Raw genomic sequence first — 23,747 nt, forward strand, 5'->3', positions numbered from 1 at the left:
GAATCACATGGTCCGCAAGTTCAGGGCTGAGGGCGAAACAGCCTTCTCCTTCTCCTTCTCCTTCTCCTTCTCCTGTTCCTGCTCCTCCTTCTCCTGTTCCTGCTCCTCCTCCTTCTTCTCCTTCTTCTCTCGCCCCCGCGTTACATCATCCGGCCGAAGGTGCGGCGCCCGAGCAGGTAGCACAGCACGATGGAGCCGTCGTAGACATGCCGCCGCAGCGCACGTTCGCGCTCGCCGCGCACGCGCTCGGAGTCCAGCAGCGCCCGCGTCTCGAGCCGCTTGCGGGAGAGCATCGGATGCCACCGCACGAAGTCGCGGTAGGCGCGCCCCACGGCCCGGAAGTTGTCCCAGCGCCCCTGCGCCAGGTAGGAGAGGGCCGCCAGCAGGTCCAGCATCGGCCGCACGACGGCCACGATGAGGCGCTGCAGGGGCGACGAGCACTTGTAGAGCATCGCCAGATTGTTGCGGTGGTTGTAGAAGACCTTCGACGGCGAGTCGGTCTGCAGCGTGCCTCCGCCCAGGTGGTAGACCGTACTGCCGGGGACAATCCGCACCCGGTAGCCCGCCAGCTGCATCCGCCAGCAGAGGTCAATCTCCTCCATGTGGGCGAAGAAGTCGGCGTCGAAGCCCCCCAGCGCCCGGAAGACATCGGCCCGGCAGCAGAAGGCGGCGCCCGTCACCCAGAAGACGTCGCGCGCATCGTCGTACTGCCCCTCGTCGCGCTCGGTGCACTTCAGAATCCGGCCGCGGCAGAAGGGATAACCCAGAAAATCGATGTATCCGCCCGCCGCACCGGCATACTCGAACTTCTCGGGCTCGCAGAGCGACCGCAGGCGGGGCGCAACGGCCGCCACGTCGGGATGGCGTTCCAGTTCGGCGATGAGCGGCGCGAGCCACCCCGCGGGGGTCTCGACGTCGGAGTTAAGCAGCACGTAGTAGTCCGCCTCGATGTGTTCGAGCGCGCGGTCGTAGCCGCCCGCAAAGCCGTAGTTGGCATCCATCGTCACCACCTCGACCCCGGGGAACTCTTCGCGGAGCAGCCGCAGCGAGTCGTCCGTCGAGCCGTTGTCGGCCACGACCACGCCGGCCCCGTCGGCCGCCGCCACGACGCTCGGCAGGAAGCGGCGCAGATGCTCCGCACCGTTCCAGTTGAGTATGACGATTTTAACCGTTGACATTCGTGCGTTTGTGTTTCCAGCGGCGGTGCGACCATATCCACAGCTCGGGTTGGGCGACAATCTCCGCCTCGAGCCGGCGCACGTAGCGCTCCGTAATTTCGTTGGGCTCGACCGCCTCCTCGCCGTCATAGAGCAGGTCGAACGACATCTCGTAGCGGCCGCGGCGCAGCCGCTTCATGCGGACGAAATAGACGGGGAGGTGGCAGCGCAGGGCCAGCTTCTCGCCGCCGTCGAAGAATATCGTATCCTGATTGAGGAAGCGGAACCAGTGGCTGTCGGGACGCCGCGGCGGGTTCTGGTCGGCGATGAGCCCCATGACGAGGTTCTTGCCGTCGATGCCCTTCTCGCGGTTGCGCAGGTAGAAGCGCAGGCACTCCTTCATGGCCACCGTGGTCGAATTCTCGTAGTTGCGCAGCCGCTGGTAGAAGCACTCCATCACCACGCTGCGCAGCGGATGGTAGACCGCAACGAGCATCTGCGAGGGTTCGTAGAGCCCCCAGTAGGAGCAGTACTCCCAACAGCCGTAGTGGGCCGTCAGCGCAATCCAGTCGCGCCCCCTGACGGCGGCGCGGTGCTCCTCGAGCCCCTTGACCGTCAGCACCGTGCGGGCCTTGTCGGCGCTCATGTGGGCCATGTTGACCGTATCGACGAACAGCTCGGAGAGCGTGCGGTAGTACTTGCGGCGGATGGCGGTCAGCTCGTCGTCGCTCTTCTCGGGGAAGGAGTTGCGCAGGTTCTGCCACACCACCTTGCGGCGGTAGCGCAGCACGTAGCAGAGCAGCACGTAGAAGAGATTCTCGACCACGTAGTATTTGAACCAGTAGGGCATCACGGCGAAGAGCCATGCCCAGAGCCAGAGCAGCTCCAAACCTACCCGTTGCGCGAATGTCAGTTTCTGATGATTCATGGTCTGTCGTTCTCTACGAATACCTTGACGTTGGCCACCTTCGTGCGCACGCGCAGCCATGCGGCGAGCGACTCACGGTCGATGTGCTGCGTCGAATCGGCGGGCGAGACGACACAGACGAGCGTCGTGTCGCGCGGCTGGCCGTCGACTCCGAAGGTGATGCCCTTGGTGAGCGACACCGCCGCCACGTTGCGGACCACCACCCCGGCCTCGCGCGAGATATCCTCCACGGCGACGTTCGTCACCCGGTAGCGGGCCAACTGCGAGCGCATCTGCTCGATTTGGGCGTTCTTCTCCCCGAGCAGCTCGAGGTAGCTCTTCTGGAGCGTCGCCATGTCCAGCCGGTCGCTGTTGTCGGCCTGGCGGACCACCAGCTCGGCATCCTCCAGTCCGCGGAAGCCGGCCAGCTGCGCCCGGGCGTTCTCGATGACCTCGTCGCCGAGCGTCTCGCCCAGCAGCACCAGCTCAATCTGCGAGGGATGGCTGCCGCGGGCGTAGTGCTTGTTGCACTCGATGACGCGCGTATGGGGGAAGTTGAAGACCCGCGAGACGTACTTGTCGGCCGCCGCCTCGAAGAGCGAGACCCGCACCATGCGGAAGCCCACGAAGACGCTCGGGATGAAGGTGATGAGCGTGATGAACATCATCAGCCGCTTGACGTTGCGCTCGCGGACCTTGTCGATGAAGACCTTCTTCTCGTACTTGAGGAAGCGCACCATGAGGTAGGTGGCCAGGGCGATGAAGACCGAGTTGATGAAGAAGAGGTAGAAGGCCCCGATGAAGAAGCGCGGCTGCCCCGTCGCCACGCCGTAGCCCGTCGTGCAGAGGGGAGGGATGAGCGCCGTGGCAATCGCCACGCCGGGGATGACCGTCGAGGTGCGGTCGCGCCGCGACTGGGCGACGATGCCCGCCAGACCGCCGAACAGGGCGATGAGCACGTCGTAGGTCGTCGGGACGGTGCGCGCCAGCAGCTCGCTCTGCGCCGTCCCGATGGGCGAGATGAGGAAGTAGAGCGTCGAGGTGATGATGGCGACGATGAACATCAGCGCATAGTTGCGCAGCGAGCGCTTGAGCAGCTCGAAGTCGTTGATGCCCAGCGAGAGGCCGATGCCCATGATGGGGCCCATGATGGGCGAGATGAGCATCGCGCCGATGATGACGGCCGCCGAGTTGACGTTGAGTCCCAGCGAGGCAATCATCGTGGCGAAAATCAGCACCCAGAGGTTCACGCCGCGGAACTCGACCCCCTTGGCGATGTTGGCCACCACCTCGTCGCGCTGCGCCTTGTCGTCATCCTCGAGGCTGAAGCGGTCGCTCAGGTAGTCGCGCAGCGAGGCGAGCCACACTCCGAAGGCCCGGCGCTGGCGCCCGCCGCGGCTCCTCTGCGGCCCCGAGGTGGCGCCGCCGTTTGCGGTATTTGCGTTACCTGCGGGATTTTCCGTATTTCCCGCGTTTCCCGTATTTTCCGTGTTTTCCGTGTTTTCGGTATTTTTCAGTTCCGTATGCTCCATGTTGTCCGTTTCAATCGTTTTCCTGCTCGGGGAACTCCTCCCCGTCGGCCGCCTCGCCGCGGCGCGGGCGCGTCTTGCCGGCCACCACCAGGACGAACTCGCCCCGGGGCTCCGTCGCGCGGAAGTATTCGAGCACCTCGGCCACCGTGCCGCGCACGGTCTGCTCGAACTTCTTGGTCAGCTCGCGCGAGACCGACACCTGCCGCTCCGCCCCGAAGGTCTCGGCAAACTGCTCAAGGCACTTGACCACGCGGTAGGGCGATTCATAGAAAATCATCGTACGCTCCTCGTCGGCAAGCGCCTGCAGACGCTTCATGCGCCCCTTCTTCTGGGGCAGGAATCCCTCGAAGCAGAAGCGGTCGCAGGGGAAGCCGCTCTGGAGCAGCGCCGGCACGAAGGCCGTGGCTCCGGGCAGCGACTCGACCTCGATGCCCTGCTCGACGCAGGTGCGCACCAGCAGAAAGCCCGGGTCCGAGATGCCGGGCGTGCCGGCGTCGGAGACCAGCGCCACGGTGCGGCCCGCGGCGATGTGGTCGGCCACCATGCGGACCGTGGCATGCTCGTTGAACTTGTGGTGCGAGCGGAGCGGCTTTTCGATGCCCAGGTGGCGCAGCAGCACCGACGTGGTCCGCGTATCCTCGGCCAGGATGAGGTCCACCTCGCCCAGCACCTTGACGGCGCGCAGCGTGATGTCGTCCAGATTGCCGATGGGCGTGGGTACGATATAGAGTTTGGCCATGCTAAGCTAAGCGTATTTGCGTTCGAGGAGCTCCATGAGGAAGCGTGCGCCGTCCGACGAGGAGTTCCAGGCGTAGTTCTCGGCGATGTAAATCATGCACTCGTCCAGGTCGCTGCAGCCGTCGAGCGCCGTGATGGCGCGCTCGTAGGCGTCGGCGTCGCCGCCGAACAGGTCGCGAATCATCAGGAAGCGGTCGTTGATGCCGATGGCCCGGCGCAGGTCGGTGACCGGTTCGCTGCGGGCGATTTGCGAGGCCATGTCGCGCGGCGGAGCGATGGTGTCGGCCAGCGTCCGCACGTCGTGGTTGATGACCTCGCCCAGCACGGCGCCCCCCTCGGCGGCAAGAGGTGCCGACGGATGTGCATGCGGCGCAGCGCCCGGGACCGCTCCGTGCGGCACGGCACCGGCGGAGTGCGAGGCGTGTGCGGGATGCGATTGGACCGGCTCGGGTTCCGGTTCGAACTCGGGCTCAGGCTCGGCTTCCGGCTCTTCCGGTTGTTCCGGGGCCGGGGCCGCCTTCTCTGCAATCGCGTCGGGAGCGAGCTCCACCTCGACAAAGGGGTCCGCCTCCTCTTCCCCGGCTCCGGGTTCCGAAGCTGCGGCTTCAGCGGCATTTTCCAATTGAGGTTCCGGCGCGGCAACTTCGGGCTGCACCTCGGGCTCGGTTTGCTGTTCGTTCTGCGGCGCGTTCTGAACGTCGTTCTGCGGCCCGGTTTGCTGTCCGGCGGACGGCTCCGACTCCGGGCGCTGCCCGGCAGCTTCGCCCTTCACGGCAGCCGCCTCGACCGAATGCTCAGCCGCGGCGGCGGGTGCCGGCTGCGAAGCGGTCGGGCTCACGGCGCGGGCTTCGTCCCCGGCGGCCTCGTCACGCAGACCGGCCATGCGGCGCTCGGCAACGGAGGCGGCCGGTTTGCGCACCGTACCCGTACCCGAAAGGCGCTCGCCCGATGCGGGCTCCCCATCGCCGTAGAGCGACATGATGACCCGCTGACGGTGGCGGTGGCGCACGACGGGCTCCTCAGCACCGAACAGGCTGCCCATCACGGCACGCGGACGACCGCCCGCATGGTGCTCCTCCTCCCCGGCCTCACTTCCGGCAGCCGCTTCGGCAACGGCAGGGGCGGCGGCAGGGGCGGCGGCAGGTTCAGCCGTGACGGCAGGGACGACGGCAGGCTCAACTGCAACGGCCGGCTCAACCGCAGTCTCAGCTGCAACGGCCGGCTCTGCAGCCGCCGCTTCCTCTGCGGGCTGCACCGATTCGGCGGGTTCGGCCGGGACAGCCGGGGTGGCGGGCTCGGATACCGGCTCCGCAGGCGAGGCCTCTACGGCCTCCTTGACCTCTTCGGCGGCGGATGTCGCGGTGGCAGGCTCCTCCGGAGCAGTCTTTTCGGCGGCAGGCGTCTCCGGAACATTCTTCCCGGCAGCGTCGATGCGCTCCTCGTCGACGGTGGCCGTCACCACCTCGACCGTCTCGGCAGCAGCCTCCTCGGCCGCCGCCGCACGCGCCTCGGGCGAACCGGGGGCCGGGGCCGCAGCCTCTTCGGCCTTCATCACCGCTTCGGCCTCGTTGTCGTCGTCCGCAGCCGCCGCAGACTCCTCCACGGCAGCGGCGGCAACCGGTTCGAGGGCGAGCATCTCGTCCAGGTCGATGCTCTCGGGTACCTCGACGGCCCCCGTCCCGGCCTCTTCGGGCTGCGGCGCCCCGGGGGCGTCGAAACGCAGCTGCTCGTACAGCCTCCGGAGCAGTTCGAGCGCCAGGTCGCGCTCGACGGCCGGAACCTCCGCCGCGGCCTGCCAGCCGCCGACGAGCGATTCGAGCCGCGACAACTCTTCCCGTATCGTTTTCAAATCCATAATTTCAAGGCTCTTTTTGACCTCCAAAGATACGCATTAATGCGCATCGAGGCAAGCATTGCCCGCGATATTTTGCCCCGCGGCCCCCGGCAGCCGCCCCGCCCCGGGCCAAAAGATTTGAAACAGAGCCCACACACAGGAACCTCCACCCGAAAAATAAAGAGGCTCCCGCATCCCGTTCCCGAAAAGTTGGTTATCTTTGCAGCACGAAACGAAAATCAGAATTCAGATAATGGCTTTACAATGCGGCATCGTCGGACTGCCCAATGTCGGCAAATCGACGCTTTTCAACTGCCTCTCCAACGCAAAGGCCCAGGCGGCCAACTTCCCCTTCTGCACCATCGAGCCCAACGTGGGCGTCATCACCGTGCCCGACCAGCGGCTGGTCCGTCTGGCCGAAATCGACCATCCGAAGCGGGTCATCCCCACCACCATCGAGATTGTCGACATCGCCGGTCTGGTCAAGGGAGCCTCCAAGGGCGAGGGTCTGGGCAACAAGTTCCTGGGCAACATCCGGAACACGAACGCCATCATCCACGTGCTGCGCTGCTTCGACAACGGCAACATCACCCACGTGGACGGCTCCATCGACCCCGTGCGCGACAAGGGCATCATCGACACGGAGCTCCAGCTGAAGGACCTCGAGACGGTCGAGAACCGTCTGGCAAAGACCCAGAAGGCGGCCACCTCGGGCGGCGACAAGCAGGCCAAGCGCGCCGTCGAGCTGCTGCTGCAGTACAAGGCCGTGCTCGAGCAGGGCAAGAGCGCCCGCACGGTCGAGCTCGACAAGGAGGACCACAAGCTGGTGGCCGACCTCAACCTGCTGACCGACAAACCGGTGCTCTACGTCTGCAACGTCGACGAGAAGAGCGCCGCGACGGGCAACGCCTACACCGAAGCGGTGCGGGCCGCCATCGCCGACGAGAAGGCCGAGATGCTCATCATCGCCGCCGCCACCGAGGCCGACATCGCCGAACTGGAGAGCTACGAGGAGCGTCAGATGTTCCTCGAGGACCTCGGCCTCGAGGAGTCGGGCGTGGCCCGGCTCATCAAGTCGGCCTACCGGCTGCTCAACCTCGAGACTTTCTTCACCACGGGAGCCGACGAGACGCGCGCCTGGACCTACGTGCGCGGCATGAAGGCGCCCCAGACGGCCGGCATCATCCACACCGACTTCGAGCGGGGATTCATCCGCGCCGAGGTCATCAAGTACGACGACTACGTGACGCTGGGCTCGGAGAAGGCCTGCCGCGACGCCGGCAAAATCGGCATCGAGGGCAAGGACTACGTCGTGCAGGACGGCGACATCATGCACTTCCTGTTCAACGTCTGATTCGGCGTCCGCGCGGGGCGCCTGCGGCCCCGCCGCCGGCCCTCCGCCCCGAACCCCGTCCCGATTGAGACAACCAACCCGATAACCTAAAACAGAGTTCGAACCATGAAAAGCAAGTACCTCATTCTGGGAGTGACGGCCATCATCTGCGTTGTATTGCTGGGCCGCTACTACACCTACAAGTACCGTGCTCAGGAGACCGTCACCGTCACGGGTCTGGGCGAGACGGAGTTCACCTCCGACCTGATTGTCTGGTCGGGCGTCCTGACAGCCGAAGCGGAGAACGTCGCCCGGGGCTATGCCGAAATCGAGGCCGGCAAGGCGAAGGTCCAGAAGTTCCTCGCCGAGCGGGGGCTCCCCGCCGAGGCGGTGGTCTTCGAGTTTGTCAACGTCGAGAAGCAGTATACGGCCATCTACAACGCCAACGGCAACTGGGCCGGCCAGCGCTTCACGGGCTACCTGCTCCGGCAGCGCTTTACGGTCGAGTCGAACGAGGTGGAGAAGGTCGAGGCCATCTCGCGTGAAATCTCGTCGCTCATGGCCCAGGGCGTGGGCATCGAGGTGATGGCGCCGGACTACTACTACACGAAGCTCGACGACGTGAAGATGGGGCTCATCGAGACCGCCTCGGCCGATGCCCGCACGCGCGCCGAGAAGATTGCCCGGAACGCCGGTGCGAAGCTGGGCCGCGTGGCCTCGGCGCGCATGGGCGTCTTCCAGATTACGGGGGCCAACACCAACGAGGAGTTCTCGGCCGGAGGGTCGTTCAACACCTCGTCGCGCCAGAAGAAGGCCCGCATCACCATGCGGCTCGAGTACCGGGTCAAGTAGCGGCGCCCAAGGGGGGGGGCGGGGATGACACCCGCCCTACCGGCTGAAAACCGGCGCAACGCCGCCCCACGGCAACGGCTGAGGGCTGCGGCAACCGCCGAGGCCTCCCGCACCACCCAAAAACCGGGCCGCCGCGCAACGGGACCGCGCGCAACTGCCATCCCGGAACCGGGGCCGGTGTGAAAACGGAACCGTTGCGAACCCGCACCCGGCACCTTCCGCCGCCAACCGCTACGGAGCGCACACCCGCCCGGGCACGCCGCCCGCAGGTGTGCGCTGCCGCACGAAGCGGAGAGCCGCACGAAACGAAAAACGAATACGCGAAACGCGCACGCAACCGTGCACGGAACGCTTGAGCAAGGATATTCAAAATTTGAAAAACGATATGGAAAGACCCGTTCGGGTGCGCTTCGCACCCAGCCCCACCGGCCCGCTGCACATCGGCGGCGTCCGCACGGCACTCTACAACTACCTCTTCGCCCGCCACCACGGCGGCGTGATGCTGCTCCGCATCGAGGATACCGATTCGCACCGCTTCGTCCCGGGCGCCGAGCAGTACATCCTCGACTCGCTCAAGTGGTGCGGCATCGAAATCGACGAGGGCGTCGGCGTGGGCGGTCCCCACGCCCCCTACCGCCAGAGCGAGCGCCGCGAAATCTACCTCAAGTACGCCCTCCAGCTCGTCGATGCCGGATGGGCCTACTACGCCTTCGACACGGCCGAGGAGCTCGAGGCGCTGCGCAAGGAGGCCGAGGCGCGCGGCGAGGCCTTCGCCTACAACTACACGGTGCGCGAGAAGCTCGCCACGTCGCTCGCCCTGCCGGCCGACGAGGTGCGCGCCCGCATCGAGCGCGGCGACCAGTGGGTCATCCGCTTCAAGATGCCCGAGGACCAGACGGTCGAGATGGACGACCTGATTCGCGGCCATGTCGAGGTCAACACCTCGACGCTCGACGACAAGGTGCTCTACAAGTCGGCCGACGCGCTGCCCACCTACCACCTGGCCAACATCGTCGACGACCACCTGATGGAGATTTCGCACGTCATCCGCGGTGAGGAGTGGCTGCCTTCGCTGCCGCTGCACTACCTGCTCTACAAGGCCTTCGGATGGGAGGATTCGCGTCCCGCCTTCGCCCACCTGCCGCTGCTGCTCAAGCCTACGGGCGGCGGCAAGCTCTCGAAGCGCGACGGCGACAAGATGGGCTTCCCCGTCTTCCCGCTCTTCTGGAAGTCGCCCACCACGGGCGAGACGGCCCGCGGCTACCGCGAGGACGGCTACTTCCCCGAGGCCTTCATCAACATGCTGGCGCTGCTGGGCTGGAACCCCGGCACCGAGCAGGAGCTCTTCACGATGCAGGAGCTCATCGACAGCTTCTCGCTCGACCGCGTCTCGAAGTCGGGCGCCCGCTTCCAGCCCGACAAGGCGCGCTGGTTCAACGCCCAGTACATGCACCGCAAGAGCGACGCCGAGCTGGCGGCCGTCTACCAGCCGATTCTGCGCGAGCACGGCATCGAAGTCTCCGACGAGGTGGCCGGACGTGCCGCAGGCATCATGAAGGAGCGCGCCTCGCTCATCACCGACCTGTGGGACCTCACCTCGTTCTTCTTCGTGGCTCCGACCGAGTATGAGGAGAAGCAGGTGCGCAAGTACTGGAAGGGCGACAACCCGCGCATCCTGCGCGAGGTGCGCGCCGTGCTGGAGGGCATCGACGACTTCTCGCTCGAGAACACCGAGCGGATTGTCCACGGATGGATTGAGGAGAAGGGCTACTCCATGGGGCAGGTGATGAACACGCTGCGTCTGGCGCTCGTGGGTGCGGGCAAGGGCCCCGGCATGTACGACGTCACCTCGTTCATCGGCAAGCAGGAGACGCTGCGCCGCATCGACAACCTGCTCGAGCGTCTGCAGCCGGCCGAGTAGCGCACGGCGGCGGAACCGACAACCGACAAAAAAGCGAACACCATGATTGAAATCGAACAGAATCTCTGGAGCATGACCCCCGAAGGCGAGGCCATCATCCTCTATACGATGAGCAACAGCCGGGGCGGCCGCGTACGGGTGACCAACTACGGTGCGGCGATTGTCTCAATTGAGGTCCCCGACCGCGAGGGGCACATCGACGACGTGGCGCTGGGATACAAGCATCCCGAGGGCTACTTCTACGACAGCGCGGCGCTGGGCAAGAGCGTGGGCCGCGTGGCCAACCGGATTGCCTACGGGCGGATGACGGTCGAGGGCAAGGAGTACCGGCTCGAGGTGAACAACGGCGTGAACCACCTGCACGGCGGCACGAAGAACTTCGCCAACCGCATCTGGGAGAGCCGCGTGGAGGAGAACCGCGTGGTGATGGCCCTCACGTCGGAGGATGGCGACCAGGGCTACCCGGGCGAGGTGAACGTCGAGGCGGTCTTCGACTTCGACGACGACAACGCGCTCGAAATCACCTATCTGGCCAAGTGCGACCGGACGACGCCCGTCAACCTGACGAACCACGTCTACGTCAACCTCTCGGGCGAGCATTCGGGCTCGGTGCTCGACCACGAGCTGCGGCTCAACTCGTCGCACGTGCTGGAGATGAACGAGCGGCAGATTCCCACGGGGCGCATCCTCGACGTCGAGGGGACGCCGCAGGACTTCCGCACCTTCCGCACCCTGAGACCCGGCATCGACTCGGAGTTCAACCACATCCGCGACTTCCGCGGCTACGACCACCCCTTCATCATCGACGGCTGGAAGCCCAACATCCTGGGCGAGGTGGGCGAGTTGCGCGACCCGCGGTCGGGACGCCGCGTCGAGGTGCTCTCGTCGCAGCCCAGCGTGATGCTCTACACGGGCAACTGGCTCTCGGGCGGATGTCCCGAGACCAAGTCGGGCGGCCGCTACGAGGACTACGCTGGTGTGGCCCTCGAGTGTCAGAACTACCCCGATGCGGTGAACCACGCCGACTTCCCCTCGCCGCTGCTCCACCCCGGCGAGCTCTACTGCCAGAAGATTGTCTTCCGCTTCGGCACCTTCTGAAGGCCGGGCGACGACCGATAGGGAAAAAGCGGGGAGGGTTCCGACGTGGAACCCTCCCCGCTTTTTCGTCTCCTGGAAAACCGTCAGCTAAAGCGCAGCGTGCAGGGCTCGCCGGCGCGGCAGCTCACCTCGCGCGACTCGCCGCCCGGCACGCAGAGCGTCACGCGGCAGTCGGCCTCGCTGCAGAGCGTCACCTCGCGGACCCGCCCCTGCGACCAGCGGCAGCCGACCGTGATGTTACCGCGCGCCTTGAGCCCCCGGTACTCGCCCTCGGGCCAGGCGTCAGGAAGCGCCGGCAGCACATCGATGCAGCCGTCGTGGCTCTGCAGCAGCATCTCGGCAATGCCCGCCGCTCCGCCGAAGTTGCCGTCAATCTGAAAGGGAGGATGGGCGCAGAAGAGGTTGGGATAGGTACCGCTGCGTTCGTCGGCCGAACCCTCGACGAGCGCCGGCTGGAGCAGGTTGTGGAAGAGGCGGTAGGCGCGGTTGCCATCACCCAGACGGGCCCAGAAGGCGATTTTCCAGGCGCGCGACCACCCCGTGCCCTCGTCGCCGCGACGTTCGAGCGTCGCCCGGCAGGCAGACATCAGCTCGGGCGTACGGCGGCGTGTCAGCTGCGTGCCGGGATAGAGGCCGAACAGGTGGGAGACGTGGCGGTGGTGGGGCTCCATCTCGCGGTAGTCCTTCAGCCACTCGAGCAGGTAGCCCGACTCGCTGACCTGATGGGGCGGCAGCCGCAGCGCCGTGGCACGCAGCCGTGCGGCAAAATCGACATCGCAGCCCAGCAGCTCCGAGGCCTGGGTGACGGCGCCGAAGAGCTCGCGCACCAGCTGCGTATCCATCGTCGAGCCCATGCATACGTAGGTAATCTCCGTCGGGCTCTCGTCGTAGAATCCGTTCTCGGGCGACGAGGTGGGGGCCGTCACCAGCCATCCGTGCTCGGGCTCGGGGATGAGATTGTCGAGGAAGAAGCGCGCCGCACCCCGCATCACAGGGTAGACGCTGCGCAGGTAGGCCGTGTCGGCCGTGAAGCGGTACTGCTCCCAGAGGTGCAGCGCCAGCCAGGCCCCGCCCGTATTGGTTGCTCCCCAGGCGGGATTCTCGGCCGGCGCCGTGAAGTTCCACGGATTGGCCAGCACGTGGGCGCACCACCCCTCCGAGCGGTAGAAGCAGCGGGCGGTCCGCTCGCCCGAGGGGACCATGCGCCGGACGAGCTCGATGAGCGGCCGCTGGAGCTCCGACAGATTGCCCGGGCCGGTGAGCCAGTGGTTCATCTCGACGTTGATGTTCAGGTGGTAGTCCCCCTTCCAGGGGGTATCAACAGTATTGGCCCAGAGCCCCTGCAGATTGGGCGGCAGCGACCCCTCGCGCGTCGAACTGAGCAGCAGGTAGCGGCCGTACTGCATGTAGAGCGCCGCAAGCGCCGGGTCGGGCAGCGAATCGAACCGTTCGAGCCGCCGGTCGGTGGGCAGGTCGGGCGCCTCGCCCAAATCGAGCGAGACACGGTCGAAATAGCGGCGGTAGTCGGCCGTATGGGCCTCGCGCAGCGAATCGAAATCACAGCCAAGGGCCGCATCGAGCAGCGAGTCGGTCATCCGCCCGCAGTCGTCGCTCCACCACGTGGTCGAGGCCGAGAGGTATATCACCGCCTCGTCGGCATCGCTCACATGCAGGGCTCCCGCCTCCTCGTCGAGCCGGCCGTTGCCCTTCACCGCCGCACGGGCGGCATAGCGCATCCCTTCGACCCCCTCCTGGCCGCTCGGCAGCGAGCCCTCCATCCGCAGCTCCCCCCGCCCGGCCGAGCAGCGGGCGTTTTCGGGGCGCGACAGCCGCACCGAAAAGTTGAGCGCTCCGGGCCGGGAGGCGCGCAGCCGCACGGCCACGACATCGGCGGTGCGCGAGACGAAATATTCGCGCGTAAACCGCACGCCGCCCGACTCGAAACGCGTATAGGCCGTCGCGTCGCCGATGTTCAGGCCCCGTTCATAGGCTCCGACGTCGGAGCTGTCGGGAAGCTGCTGCCGGATATCGAGCGCACCCAGCAGCTGGTAGCTGCCGTAGGCCGCACCGGCGGAGCCTCCGCCCCGGCAGACGAAGTGACGGTACATGAGCCGCTGCGCCTCGAGGTTGCGCCCCTCGAGCAGCAGGGCGCGGATGCGGGGAAGCCACTCGCCGGCCTCGGGGTTGTCGGTGTTCTGCTCGGAGCCGCTCCAGAGCGAGATGTCGTTGAGCACGATGTGCTCGGCCGCAGGCCCGCCGTCGGGCATGGCCCCCAGCCGGCCGTTGCCCAGCGGAAGCGTCTCGACCCAGCGCGAGGCAGGTCTGTCGTACCATAGGGTGAGCGCTCCGTGACGGGGAGCCTCCGTGCCGCTGCACCCCGTCAGGAGAAGCAGAAGGGCCATTCCAATCAGTTTGCGAATCATGATGCGGTTTGTACGGATAACAAAAGCGGGATAGGGATGAGGCGCACACCGCCCTTCGGGTGCGTTGACGGTGCAGACCGTACGTGGGGAGAGGCGGCACCTCCTTCCTCCACAAAGATAAGGAATTCCGTCCGGAAACGCTTTTCAATTCGTACGCAAACGGCACTCCGCAAGGGACTTTTGCGACCTCGCACGGCGACGGTCCCCTCTTTGCGGAGCCGGCTTTCACAAAGTCCTCTTCCCGCACTGTATTTGCCCCGCTCCGGAAACAGGAGAGGCGGCGCGGAGTCATCGCTCCACGCCGCCTCTTCCAGCAGTCGACCTGCGACCGCCGCACGGGTCAGCTCCGCGCCGCAACGAGCCGTGCGGCACGCTCGAGCGCCACGTGGATGTTGGGGCAGACGTTCTCGCCGCCCAGCATCTCGATGATGCCCGCCCGTTCGAGCGCTCCGTGCACCTGCTCGTTCACGCCAGAGAGAACCACCTCGATTTTCTCGCGGCGCGACATCTCGCACAGCGTCGTGAGGTTGTGCAGGCCCGTCGAGTCGATGAAGGGGACCTTGCGCATGCGGATGACGCGCACCCTGGGGCGGTCGCCCATCTGGGCCATCAGCTCCTCGAACTTGGTGGCGATGCCGAAGAAGTAGGGGCCGTTGATTTCGTAGACCTCGACCCCCTCGGGCACCGTGAGGTGCTCCTCGTGCAGCGTCAGGTCGGTGCCGGCACTGGGGTCGATTTCGTCGCGGATGACCGAAATCTCGGTGGTCTCCATCACCCGCTTGAGGAAGAGGACGCAGGCGATGAGCAGCCCCACCTCGATGGCCACCGTCAGGTCGAAGACCACCGTCAGGAAGAAGGTGATGAGCAGCACGGCCACATCCGAGCGGGGGTTGCGCAGCAGCGCCTTGAAGGTGCGCCAGCCGCTCATGTTGTAGGCCACCACGGCCAGCACACCCGCCAGGCAGGCCATCGGAATGTACTGCGCCAGGGGCATGAGCAGCAGCAGGATGAGCAGCAGCACGACGGCGTGGACGATGCCCGCCACGGGGGTGCGACCGCCGTTGTTGATGTTGGTCATCGTGCGGGCGATGGCGCCAGTGGCGGGGATGCCGCCGAAGAGGGGCGTCAGCAGGTTGGCCGCACCCTGGGCGATGAGCTCGGTGTTCGAGTCGTGGCGGTCCTCGATGACGCCGTCGGCCACCGTGGCCGAGAGGAGCGACTCGATGGCCCCCAGCAGCGCGATGGTCACCGCTACCGGGAAGAGGCTCCGCACGGCCTCCCAGTCGAGGGCCGGGAGCGCCGCGGCGGGCAGCTCGGAGCGAATCGTGAAGCGGTCGCCGATGGTGTCGATGGAGTCGATGCCCGCATAGCGGCGCAGCGCCCAGACGGCTGCCGTCATCACGACGATGGCCACGAGCGAGCCGGGGATGCGGCGCATGAGCTTCGGCGTGAGGGCGATGAGGACGATGCTCAGCACGGCGACCAGCGTATTCCACCAGTTGACCGTGTCGAAGTGGCGGAAGTAGAGGGCCCACTTCTCGATGAAGTCGCCCGGCACCTTCTCGCCGCCGAAGTCGAGGCCGAAGATGTCGGCCACCTGCGTGGTGAAGATGGTCACGGCAATACCGCTCGTGAAGCCCACGATGATGGGATAGGGGATGAACTTGATGACCGTACCCAGCCGGAAGAGCCCCATGAGCAGGAGCAGCACGCCGCCCATGAGCGTTGCCACCAGAAGTCCCGCCTCGCCGTACTCCTGGACGATGCCGTAGACGATGATGATGAAGGCGCCGGTCGGGCCGCCAATCTGGACGCGGCTGCCGCCCAGCAGCGAGACGACGAAGCCGGCGATGACGGCCGTGATGATGCCCTTCTCGGGCGAGACGCCCGAAGCGATGCCGAAGGCGATGGCCAGCGGCAGGGCGACGATGCCGACGATGACGCCGGCCATCAGGTCGCGCATGAAGTCGGCACGCGAGTAGTTGCGGAGCGTGTCGACGAGTTTGGGCCTGAACGTGAAGAGTTTCATTTCGAGGATTCTTGTTTGGAACGAAAGCGCAAAAGTAGACAAAATTTCTCTTTTTTGCCTGTTTTGTTCCGTTTTTTTGCAGGTCGTGCGGCTGTCCACCGTCCTCCCCGACCCTTCTCACGCTGCGCCGCTTCCCGTCCGGCACCCCGGACCTCTTTCGGAAAAAGATTGACCCGCAAAGATGGTGAAGAACGGCGGAGGGCAACAAATCCACGCCAATCATCTGTCAGAAGCAAAATTCCCGCTGCCAGGAGAGACTCGTTCTTCTGATTACAATCTAAGATACAAGAATTGGGGCAATATACGAAGTATCCAGCCGACAATCAACCATCTGCGGGTAACAACGATTAATCGTCGGCCCTTGAGCAGGGCATTCAACGCCTGATTCGCTACCCGGTCGACGGGCATCACCCAGAACAAGCCACTGCCTTTGGCCATCGCCGTATCAACCAGGCCGGGACGAATCTCCATTATCCGGACATTCGAGGCAGATTGTACGCTTCGCTGACACAACCCCTCGACATAATTAATCTGATAGGCTTTCGAGGCATTGTATGCCGGAGCCGACGCGCTTCCGCGCAATCCGCCAATCGACGTAACAACCGCAAGGTCTCCTCCACCCCGACCTTCGAAATAGTTGTACGCCCAGTCCACCACGGCCGTCCATCCCCGTACGTTGGTCAAGATGGAGGGCTCTTCAAGGGTGAAATCGAGCGACGGATTCAGTTCGCCCGTGCCGGCGCATACGACACAGAGGTGCATCCCTCCCATCCGCTCGACCAAATCCGACAGAGCGTTCAGACAGGCGGCCGGTTGTGCAATATCGACTGCAGCATATGAAAAAGCGGTTGGATAACGCTCCTTCAATTCACGCAGCAACGCTTCGCGGCGTCCAACCACACCTACCCGCCAGCCGGCTGCAACAAGTTTCAATGCAAGAGAGCGCCCGATTCCCGACGTAGCTCCGATAACGACTGCCTGTTTCATGAAGGCAAAAGTATCGGATTTTTTCCGTGTCAATCTTGATTAGAATCAAGAAATCTACAAAATGCGGCGCCGGATGCGACTCAAGGTTTCGGGACGAATGCGCAGGAAGGAGGCCAGCTCCTTCAGCGATATGAAATTCAACAGATTGGGACAGCGGCGCAACAATATTTCATAAAGGTCCTGAGGCGAAGTGACGTAAGATTGCAGCAACCGTTCATAGACCTCGGACAGCAGATGCTCCGCAAACAGGCGCCCGAGTCGCTCATGCGCCGCATCCACTGCATAAAAAGCCTCCAGAGTGTCTCGCTCAAGAGTCCATACACGACTTTCGCAGATTGCCTCGATTCCGACCCAGGACGGACGACCGCTGCTCATCGAGATGTAGTCGCCCACAAACTCCCCGGCAAAGGCATAACCCACCACATGGGATTCCCCCCGAGAGGTAAGATGCACATAGCGAAAAGCCCCCTCTTCGACCAGTCCGCAATGGCGATTGCGCTCATCCTGACGCGCGAACGGCTCCCCGGGAGCAAACGCAACAAGCCGCCCTTCGGTCCGGAGAAGTTCTGCAAGTTCATGAAACTCAGCAGTCGTGATATAGCGATTGAAATCCATCGTCGCCGCTTATATTAAATATGGCACCGCAAGATACTACTTTTTTGGCACAGGGATTGCTCCGTTGCGAGGAAGCAAACCAACAACCAAGAAAGGATGAAAAAGATTCTACTCTGCATTCCGGTGCTGGCGCTCTTCGCCGCCGGCCTCGCGGGCTGCTCGCAGCAGCGCCGCTGGAACGACCAGGAGCGCAAGGCGATGCGCGAAGCGCTGCGCGACTACCGCCAGATGGTCTACCTCGACGACCTGACCGACGCCGAATTCTCGCTCTTCGCCGACGACGTGTCGGGACAGCTCGAGGCGAGCTATCCGGTCTACGTCACCTTCCTCGAGATGCCGGGCGTGAGCGACACGGTGGACATGGTCGTGGTGACCACCATCGTCGACGAGCTCAACGCCGACGCCCGCAACATGCGCCACATCTACCCCTACCCCTATCTGGTGGCCCAGGGCGTGCTGCCCGCCGGCCTGAACTACGAACAGCAGCACGGCTTCTACAAGTGCTTCGCCTCGAAGGTCAACAACACCTACCAGACCATGGGCGCCTTCTTCAACGCCGTGCTGGCCGACACGACCGACCTGTCGCAAATCCGCCAGATGGAGCTCGAGTGCGCCAACGACCTCTTCGGGTGGACCTTCACCGAGGTCGACATCCTCGAGACGGTCGACTGACCCCCGCATCGGCCCGGACGCCGCGACGAAGCGGACCTCCGCGGCCGGTCCTTGCAGCCCCCGCCCGGCGCAGCAGCAAACCCGGCCGCAGTGTTCGGAGCCGCACTTCGCGGATGCGCGGCACCTCCACACACGAAAAATCCCGGAACGGCAATGTTCCGGGATTTTTCATATCTGGCCTGCTCCGCATGCGGCCCGAGACGACGGCGCCCGCTCAGGCATCCGGCGTCGAAGGCTGCGGCCCGGCGCCGGCGCTGCGCTCAAGCCGCCCGGCCAGGAATTCACGCCCCACCACCACACGGATGGCGCGGTGGAGCACCGAGAACTCGAGCGGCGACTCGCCCAGCAGCTCGCCGTCGACCTCGACCGAGACCTCGGGCGAGGACTCAATCCGGATGCGGCTACCCCGCTCGCGCAGGATGTGGCGGATGCGGTAGATGCCGCCGTTGAAGAGGTAGTGGAAGCGGAAGAGCAGGTGCCAGAAGTGGACCGGACGGATGAGCGAGACGTCGAACATGCCGTCGTCGGCCACCGCTTCGGGCAGCGGCTGCATGCCTCCGCCGTTGTACTTGCAGATACCGATGGCGATGCTCAGCAGCAGGTTGTTGTAGACCAGCCGGTCGTCGACCCATACCTTCACGCCCGTCGACTTGTAGCGGAAGAAGGAGTTCACGACGCACCACGTGTAGCGCCAGCGGTGCTTGTGGCCCTTCTTCTTCAGATGCGACTGTTTGCGCACCACGTGGGCGTCGAACCCCGCGCCGGCCACGTTGGCCATGTAGCGGCTCTGACGGTAGTGCGCCTCCTCGTAGGAGACCACGCCGACGTCCTGCAGGAACGAGTGCCCCTCGGCAATGGCCCGCACAGCGTCACGGTAGCGGTTCGAGATGCCGAACGTGCGGACCCAGTCGTTGCCCGTGCCGACGGCGATGACCGCCAGCAGCACCTCGTCGGGGCGCACCTCCTGCTGGATGAAGAGGCCGTTGACCACCTCGTGCAGCGTTCCGTCGCCACCCACGACGATGATGTGGCGGTAGCCCTCCCTCACGGCCGTGACCGTGAGCTCCGTGGCGTGGAACTTGTGCTCGGTGAAGACCGGTTCGCAGCGGATGTACGCATCGCGCAGATGCTTCGATATCTGCGGAAAATGGTCAAGCCCGCGGCCGCCTCCGGCCACGGGATTGACGATTACGAACCATTTGACGCCGCGTGTCTCCAAGGTCTGCTACTTTTGGGGTACGTTCTCCAGCGTGTGGACCAGGAACTCGTAGAAGCGGCCCACCGAAGCGATGTCGACCTTCTCGTCGGGCGAGTGGGGGTAGCAGATGGTCGGGCCGAACGAAATCATGTCCAGACCGGGATACTTGCCGCCGATGATGCCGCACTCCAGACCGGCGTGGATGGCCGTCACCAGAGGCTTGCGGCCGTAGAGCGCCTCGTAGGAGGCGGTCATCGCCTTGAGAATCGGAGAGTCCATATCGGGCTTCCAGCCGTCGTAGCTGCCCGTCAGCTCGACGCGCGCGCCGGCCAGCGTGAAGAGCGCCTCGAAGGCCTGGCCCAGCTCCTCCTTCTCGGAGTTGACCGAGCTGCGCAGCAGGCTCTGCAGCCGGACGGTCCGCCCGTCAGAGACCACGCGGGCCAGATTCGACGAGGTCTGTACCAGACCGGGCATCGACATCGACATGCGGCGCACGCCGTCGGGGCATGCGAGCACGGCCCGCACCAGACGCTCGCCCACCGCGCGGGCAATCATCCGCTCGGGCAGCGCGCAGGGTTCGGCGTGCATTTCAATCGAATCCTCGATGCCGGCGAACTCCGCCACGACGACCTGCTCGAAGTGCTTCAGCGCCTCGATGACGGTACCCGAACGGCCGGCGGGAAGCAGCACAACCGCCTCGGCCTCGCGCGGAATGGCGTTGCGCAGACCGCCGCCGTCGACCGACGCGAGCAGCATTCCCTCGTCGGCAGCCATGCGGCCGATGAAGCGGAAGAGCAGCTTGTTGGCATTGGCACGCTGGCAGCCAATCTGGATGCCCGAGTGGCCCCCCTTGAGCCCCTTGACCACGATGCGCAGCGCCTCGCAGGCAGCGGGCACCGGCTCGGCCTCGTAGTTGAAGGTGATGTTGGCGTCCAGACCGCCGGCGCAGCCGACGTAGAGCTCGCCCTCGGTCTCGGAGTCGAGGTTGAGCAGGATGTCCCCCTGGAGCAGGTGCTCCTCCAGCCCGAAGGCGCCGTCCATGCCGGTCTCCTCCGTGGCGGTGAAGAGCGCCTCGACGGGACCGTGGCGCAGCGTGTTGTCCTCGAGCACGGCCAGAATGGCGGCCACGCCGATGCCGTCATCGGCGCCGAGCGTCGTGCCGTCGGCCGTCACCCACTCGCCGTCGATGTAGGCCTCGATGGGGTCCTTCTCGAAGTCGAAGGCCTTGTCGTTGTTCTTCTGCGGCACCATGTCGAGGTGGGCCTGCAGCACCACGCCCTTGCGGTTCTCCATCCCCTTCGAGGCGGGTTTGCGCACGTAGACGTTGTGGCCCGCATCTTCGCGGCACTCGAGCCCGAGCGAACGGGCCACGTCGAGCACGTAGCGGCGGATTTGCTCCTCGTGCGACGAGGGGCGCGGAATGCGGACGATTTCGGCGAAATGTTTCCAGACAAGCGCCGGTTTGAGGGCTGTCAGATTCTTATCCATAAGGTTCTATTGGTTTTTGTGTGATACATTCTGTTCGTTTTCGTGCGAAGCCGAAGCGCCGCGCGCGGGGGCCGATGCGGCGGCGTCGCGGTCGAAGGCCTCGACGATGTACTTGACCAGCGGGTGGCGGACGATGTCGCGCTTGTCGAATTCGACGATGCCGATATCCTCCACGCGGCGCAGAATCTCCATCGTGTGCACCAGACCGCTGTCGCTCTTGCGCGGCAGGTCAATCTGCGTCACGTCGCCCGTGACGATGAACTTGGCGTTGCGTCCCATGCGCGTGAGGAACATCTTGATTTGCGAGAGGGTCGTGTTCTGCGCCTCGTCCAGAATGACGAAGGCGTTGTCGAGCGTGCGGCCGCGCATATAGGCCAGCGGCGCAATCTGCACGGTCCCCTCCTCGATGTAGCGGGTCAGCTTGGCGGCGGGAATCATGTCGTTCAGCGCATCGTAGAGGGGCTGCAGGTAGGGGTCGAGCTTCTCCTTCATGTCGCCGGGCAGGAAGCCCAGTTTCTCGCCCGCCTCGACGGCCGGACGCGTCAGGATGATGCGCCGCACCTGCCGCTCCTTGAGCGCCCGCACGGCCAACGCAATGGCCGTATAGGTCTTGCCCGAGCCGGCCGGTCCGACCGCAAAGAGCAGGTCGCACTTGTCGTAGAGGCTCACCAGCCGCTGCTGGTTGACCGTCCGTGCGCGGATGATGTTGCCGTTGTTGCCGTAGACGATTACATCCTTGTCGGTGGGCGCCTCCTGCAGCGCCACGCCCGAGAAGGCCTGCGAGACCACCTCCGAGGAGATGTGGCCGTACTTGAGGTAATAGGCCACCAGCCCGTCGAGGTGCTTCTCGAAGCGCTCGGTCTCGGCACGCGGGCCGAGCACCTTGAGCGACGAGCCGCGCGCGACAATCTTCAACTGGGGATGCAGCTCCCGAATCTGGTCCAGATAGACGTTCTGGGCTCCGTAGAGCTCGCGGGGGTCGACCCCCTCGACGAGTATCTCTCTGCCGACTGCCTCCGTCATGGTCAGAAGATATAGCCGACGCTGAGCGCCACGTTGTAGGAACGGAGTTTGCCCATCACCTTGTCGTTGGGCAGCGCCACATCCTTCTTGCTCGAGAACTGGCCGTTGTAGCGCAGGTCGATGTAGAGGTGGCGCAGCAGCGTGATGCCCGCGCCCACGGTATAGGAGACCGACGGACGCACGCGCCCGAAGTCGAGCAGGTCACCGCCCGACTTCTGCTTGCAGTCGTTGAGCACCGTGAAGACCGGACCGGCGAAGATGCGCACCGGACGGAGCAGCCGCAGCGATGCGAGCACCGGCACGTCGATGGAGTTCGACTTGACGTTGACCTCAGCCTCGCCTTCGGTGCGGATGCGCATCCCCTGGCGGACATAGAGAATCTGCGGCTCGATGGCCACGGCGCCGAAGTTGACCGCCGTCATGATGCCGGCCTGCCAGCCCAGCTTGTTGCGGATTTCGGTCTTGCTCATGTTGGTGGTGAACTCGGGGACGTTCACGCCGCCCATGATGCCCCACTCCACCCGAATCGGAGAGCGCTGTGCCGAGGCCGTCAGAGCGGCGACGAGCAGCAGCGAGGTAATCACTATTCTGCGTATCATAATCGTTTCTGTTTTTCGGTTTGTTTCGTTATCGGTTGTTCATCTCTTTCCGGCCGCGCCGCCGCAGCACCACCGAGGCCCAGAGCATGTAGAGGACACACGCCGCCGGGAAGAGCAATCCCCATGCCGCGGCCCCCGTCCAGCGGACAATCGCCCCGCAGACCGGACCCGAGAGGGCGCCGGCCGAGATGGCCAGAATCATCAGCCCGGCCACGCCGTTGGCCTGCTCCGCGGCGACGGCCCGCGTGGCGACGGCGTAGAAGGTGGCGAAGACGCAGGCCAGCGTGAAGCCCAGCACCCCCAGCAGCAGGTAGACCGGCCATACGGAGCCGTGCGGCAGGGCCACCAGGGCGGCGAGTGCCGCGAGGGCCACCGTCATGTTGCCGCCGAGGTACTTCACGTCGGAGCGGCGGGCCAGCACCCACGCGCCGACCAGCGTCCCGACGATGCGGCAGGCGTAGAAGCCCGTCGTGGTGAGCATCGCGTCGGGCGAATCGATGAGCCGCACCGAGAGGTAGCCCACCCCGACATCGGCCGCGATGAAGCAGGCCACGCCGACGGCGCAGAGGAGCACCGTGCGGTTGCCCAGCAGGCGGAAGCTGTCGGCAAGCCCCCGCCGGCCGCCGCTCCGGGCGGTGCGTGCCGCCGCTGCGGGCTCCGCAACGGGTGTCAGCTGCAGCCAGAGCCCGCCCGCAACGGTCAGTGCAGCGTAGAGCGGCAGCAGCAGGCGCCACGAGCCGGTCAGCGCCACGAGCCCCGTGACAATCGGCGCCAGCAGGAGCAGCGAGGTGTTGCGGAAAATCTGCCCGATGGTCAGATAGCTCGTCATCCGCTCTTCGGGCACGATGGTTGCCAGCAGCGGGTTGACGGCCACCTGCACCACCGTGTTGCCGATGCCCAGCAGGCCGAAGCCGACGAAGTACCACCCCAGGGCGCACCCCTCGCCCGCAAGCCAGGGGACGAGCAGCCCGACGGCCGTCAGGGCGTAGCCCAGCAGCGCCGTGACCTTGCGCCCGATGCGGTTCATCAGCCCCGCGACGGGGGTCGAGAGAAGCAGGAACCAGAGGAAGACCATCGTCGGCAGGAAGCTCACGGCCGCCTGGCGCCCGGCCGGAAACTCGGCGGCGATGCGCCCCGTAATGGGGGCCACAATGTCGCAGAAGCCCATGATGAAGAACCCCATCAGGACCGCTCCGAGCAGTTTTCTGTCCACTTTCTTACCCATCGACACAAGGATATGTTTCGTCAAAGTTACATTTTTTTTCGGGAAAACAACCGCTCCGCCCGATTTTTTACCGCCCGGCGCGGCACTTTCGCCGACTTGCGCGACACTCCGTCCGA

19 protein-coding genes are annotated in these 23,747 nt (G+C 65.2%); 5 read left to right on the forward strand and 14 right to left on the reverse strand.

Annotated features, from left to right (window positions below; all coding sequences use genetic code 11):
• Positions 1–140: 140 nt before the first annotated feature.
• The 5 genes from B5F90_RS03750 to B5F90_RS03770 form a co-directional block, all read right to left on the reverse strand.
• Positions 141–1,178 (reverse strand): glycosyltransferase family 2 protein, encoded by a 1,038-nt coding sequence (locus tag B5F90_RS03750; RefSeq protein WP_087361331.1) that lies wholly within the window; start codon positions 1,176–1,178, stop codon positions 141–143.
• On the reverse strand, positions 1,165–2,085 hold the full coding sequence (locus B5F90_RS03755; RefSeq protein WP_087361334.1) for a lysophospholipid acyltransferase family protein: 921 nt from the start codon (positions 2,083–2,085) through the stop codon (positions 1,165–1,167). Before B5F90_RS03755 ends, B5F90_RS03750 begins: the two co-directional genes overlap by 14 nt.
• The gene (locus B5F90_RS03760; RefSeq protein WP_239307737.1) at positions 2,082–3,431 is read right to left on the reverse strand and encodes a TIGR00341 family protein; all 1,350 of its coding nucleotides are present in this window, start codon (positions 3,429–3,431) and stop codon (positions 2,082–2,084) included. The genes B5F90_RS03755 and B5F90_RS03760 overlap by 4 nt, the downstream gene beginning before the upstream one ends.
• Before the next feature lie 175 nt (positions 3,432–3,606).
• Positions 3,607–4,335 (reverse strand): 16S rRNA (cytidine(1402)-2'-O)-methyltransferase, encoded by a 729-nt coding sequence (rsmI, locus tag B5F90_RS03765; RefSeq protein WP_087361339.1) that lies wholly within the window; start codon positions 4,333–4,335, stop codon positions 3,607–3,609.
• A gap of 6 nt (positions 4,336–4,341) precedes the next feature.
• Entirely contained in the window at positions 4,342–6,189 is a 1,848-nt protein-coding gene (locus B5F90_RS03770; RefSeq protein ID WP_143256097.1) for a hypothetical protein, read from the reverse strand.
• A 232-nt stretch (positions 6,190–6,421) separates the two neighbouring features.
• Here B5F90_RS03770 and ychF point away from each other — a divergent pair, with 232 nt between their 5' ends.
• The 4 genes from ychF to B5F90_RS03790 all read left to right on the forward strand — a co-directional run bounded on the left by ychF (position 6,422) and on the right by B5F90_RS03790 (position 11,372).
• Positions 6,422–7,522 carry a redox-regulated ATPase YchF gene (gene ychF, locus B5F90_RS03775; protein WP_087361343.1) on the forward strand — a complete coding sequence of 367 codons (1,101 nt, stop codon included), beginning with the start codon at positions 6,422–6,424 and terminating at the stop codon, positions 7,520–7,522.
• A 105-nt stretch (positions 7,523–7,627) separates the two neighbouring features.
• The gene (locus tag B5F90_RS03780) at positions 7,628–8,353 is read left to right on the forward strand and encodes an SIMPL domain-containing protein (protein WP_087361345.1); all 726 of its coding nucleotides are present in this window, start codon (positions 7,628–7,630) and stop codon (positions 8,351–8,353) included.
• A gap of 385 nt (positions 8,354–8,738) precedes the next feature.
• Positions 8,739–10,274, forward strand: coding sequence for a glutamate--tRNA ligase (gltX, locus tag B5F90_RS03785; protein WP_087361347.1), 1,536 nt, complete (start codon positions 8,739–8,741; stop codon positions 10,272–10,274).
• A gap of 42 nt (positions 10,275–10,316) precedes the next feature.
• The gene (locus B5F90_RS03790; protein WP_087361348.1) at positions 10,317–11,372 is read left to right on the forward strand and encodes an aldose epimerase family protein; all 1,056 of its coding nucleotides are present in this window, start codon (positions 10,317–10,319) and stop codon (positions 11,370–11,372) included.
• 83 nt (positions 11,373–11,455) lie between these two features.
• Here the strand turns inward: B5F90_RS03790 and B5F90_RS03795 are convergent, their stop codons facing one another.
• The 4 genes from B5F90_RS03795 to B5F90_RS03810 all read right to left on the reverse strand — a co-directional run bounded on the left by B5F90_RS03795 (position 11,456) and on the right by B5F90_RS03810 (position 17,426).
• On the reverse strand, positions 11,456–13,774 hold the full coding sequence (locus tag B5F90_RS03795; RefSeq protein ID WP_162607742.1) for a glycoside hydrolase family 95 protein: 2,319 nt from the start codon (positions 13,772–13,774) through the stop codon (positions 11,456–11,458).
• 361 nt (positions 13,775–14,135) lie between these two features.
• Positions 14,136–15,824 (reverse strand): sulfate permease, encoded by a 1,689-nt coding sequence (sulP, locus tag B5F90_RS03800; protein ID WP_087361352.1) that lies wholly within the window; start codon positions 15,822–15,824, stop codon positions 14,136–14,138.
• Positions 15,825–16,094: 270 nt separating this feature from the next.
• On the reverse strand, positions 16,095–16,811 hold the full coding sequence (locus B5F90_RS03805; protein ID WP_087361354.1) for an SDR family NAD(P)-dependent oxidoreductase: 717 nt from the start codon (positions 16,809–16,811) through the stop codon (positions 16,095–16,097).
• A 54-nt stretch (positions 16,812–16,865) separates the two neighbouring features.
• A complete protein-coding gene (locus B5F90_RS03810) occupies positions 16,866–17,426 on the reverse strand; it encodes a Crp/Fnr family transcriptional regulator (protein ID WP_087361356.1) in 561 nt (186 codons plus the stop codon).
• A 96-nt stretch (positions 17,427–17,522) separates the two neighbouring features.
• Here B5F90_RS03810 and B5F90_RS03815 point away from each other — a divergent pair, with 96 nt between their 5' ends.
• Positions 17,523–18,098 carry a hypothetical protein gene (locus B5F90_RS03815; protein WP_087361358.1) on the forward strand — a complete coding sequence of 192 codons (576 nt, stop codon included), beginning with the start codon at positions 17,523–17,525 and terminating at the stop codon, positions 18,096–18,098.
• A gap of 214 nt (positions 18,099–18,312) precedes the next feature.
• Here B5F90_RS03815 and B5F90_RS03820 read toward each other — a convergent pair whose 3' ends face one another.
• From B5F90_RS03820 to B5F90_RS03840, 5 genes are read right to left on the reverse strand one after another with little or no spacing between them, the layout of a single operon-like run.
• Positions 18,313–19,317 carry a diacylglycerol kinase family protein gene (locus B5F90_RS03820; RefSeq protein WP_087361359.1) on the reverse strand — a complete coding sequence of 335 codons (1,005 nt, stop codon included), beginning with the start codon at positions 19,315–19,317 and terminating at the stop codon, positions 18,313–18,315.
• A 6-nt stretch (positions 19,318–19,323) separates the two neighbouring features.
• Complete coding sequence (locus B5F90_RS03825) at positions 19,324–20,784, reverse strand: aminoacyl-histidine dipeptidase (protein WP_087361360.1); 1,461 nt, start codon at positions 20,782–20,784, stop codon at positions 19,324–19,326.
• A 6-nt stretch (positions 20,785–20,790) separates the two neighbouring features.
• Complete coding sequence (locus tag B5F90_RS03830; RefSeq protein WP_087361362.1) at positions 20,791–21,807, reverse strand: PhoH family protein; 1,017 nt, start codon at positions 21,805–21,807, stop codon at positions 20,791–20,793.
• A 2-nt stretch (positions 21,808–21,809) separates the two neighbouring features.
• Positions 21,810–22,406, reverse strand: coding sequence for a porin family protein (locus B5F90_RS03835; protein WP_087361365.1), 597 nt, complete (start codon positions 22,404–22,406; stop codon positions 21,810–21,812).
• A gap of 28 nt (positions 22,407–22,434) precedes the next feature.
• Positions 22,435–23,631, reverse strand: a complete 1,197-nt coding sequence (locus tag B5F90_RS03840; RefSeq protein WP_087361368.1) for an MFS transporter — start codon at positions 23,629–23,631, stop codon at positions 22,435–22,437.
• Positions 23,632–23,747 lie beyond the last annotated feature (116 nt).

The sequence above is a fragment of the Alistipes sp. An31A genome, assembly GCF_002159425.1.
Lineage (GTDB): Bacteria > Bacteroidota > Bacteroidia > Bacteroidales > Rikenellaceae > Alistipes > Alistipes excrementigallinarum.

What these genes read in the sequence shown, in the direction of transcription:
- B5F90_RS03815 (WP_087361358.1), top strand. Translation starts at nt 17,523, where the DNA reads ATGAAAAAGATTCTACTCTGCATTCCGGTGCTGGCGCTCTTCGCCGCC.
- B5F90_RS03830 (WP_087361362.1), bottom strand. Translation starts at nt 21,807, where the DNA reads ATGACGGAGGCAGTCGGCAGAGAGATACTCGTCGAGGGGGTCGACCCC.
- B5F90_RS03755 (WP_087361334.1), bottom strand. Translation starts at nt 2,085, where the DNA reads ATGAATCATCAGAAACTGACATTCGCGCAACGGGTAGGTTTGGAGCTG.
- sulP (WP_087361352.1), bottom strand. Translation starts at nt 15,824, where the DNA reads ATGAAACTCTTCACGTTCAGGCCCAAACTCGTCGACACGCTCCGCAAC.
- B5F90_RS03795 (WP_162607742.1), bottom strand. Translation starts at nt 13,774, where the DNA reads ATGGCCCTTCTGCTTCTCCTGACGGGGTGCAGCGGCACGGAGGCTCCC.
- B5F90_RS03790 (WP_087361348.1), top strand. Translation starts at nt 10,317, where the DNA reads ATGATTGAAATCGAACAGAATCTCTGGAGCATGACCCCCGAAGGCGAG.
- B5F90_RS03750 (WP_087361331.1), bottom strand. Translation starts at nt 1,178, where the DNA reads ATGTCAACGGTTAAAATCGTCATACTCAACTGGAACGGTGCGGAGCAT.
- B5F90_RS03770 (WP_143256097.1), bottom strand. Translation starts at nt 6,189, where the DNA reads ATGGATTTGAAAACGATACGGGAAGAGTTGTCGCGGCTCGAATCGCTC.
- gltX (WP_087361347.1), top strand. Translation starts at nt 8,739, where the DNA reads ATGGAAAGACCCGTTCGGGTGCGCTTCGCACCCAGCCCCACCGGCCCG.
- B5F90_RS03835 (WP_087361365.1), bottom strand. Translation starts at nt 22,406, where the DNA reads ATGATACGCAGAATAGTGATTACCTCGCTGCTGCTCGTCGCCGCTCTG.
- B5F90_RS03780 (WP_087361345.1), top strand. Translation starts at nt 7,628, where the DNA reads ATGAAAAGCAAGTACCTCATTCTGGGAGTGACGGCCATCATCTGCGTT.
- B5F90_RS03840 (WP_087361368.1), bottom strand. Translation starts at nt 23,631, where the DNA reads ATGGGTAAGAAAGTGGACAGAAAACTGCTCGGAGCGGTCCTGATGGGG.
- B5F90_RS03805 (WP_087361354.1), bottom strand. Translation starts at nt 16,811, where the DNA reads ATGAAACAGGCAGTCGTTATCGGAGCTACGTCGGGAATCGGGCGCTCT.
- B5F90_RS03810 (WP_087361356.1), bottom strand. Translation starts at nt 17,426, where the DNA reads ATGGATTTCAATCGCTATATCACGACTGCTGAGTTTCATGAACTTGCA.
- rsmI (WP_087361339.1), bottom strand. Translation starts at nt 4,335, where the DNA reads ATGGCCAAACTCTATATCGTACCCACGCCCATCGGCAATCTGGACGAC.
- ychF (WP_087361343.1), top strand. Translation starts at nt 6,422, where the DNA reads ATGGCTTTACAATGCGGCATCGTCGGACTGCCCAATGTCGGCAAATCG.
- B5F90_RS03825 (WP_087361360.1), bottom strand. Translation starts at nt 20,784, where the DNA reads ATGGATAAGAATCTGACAGCCCTCAAACCGGCGCTTGTCTGGAAACAT.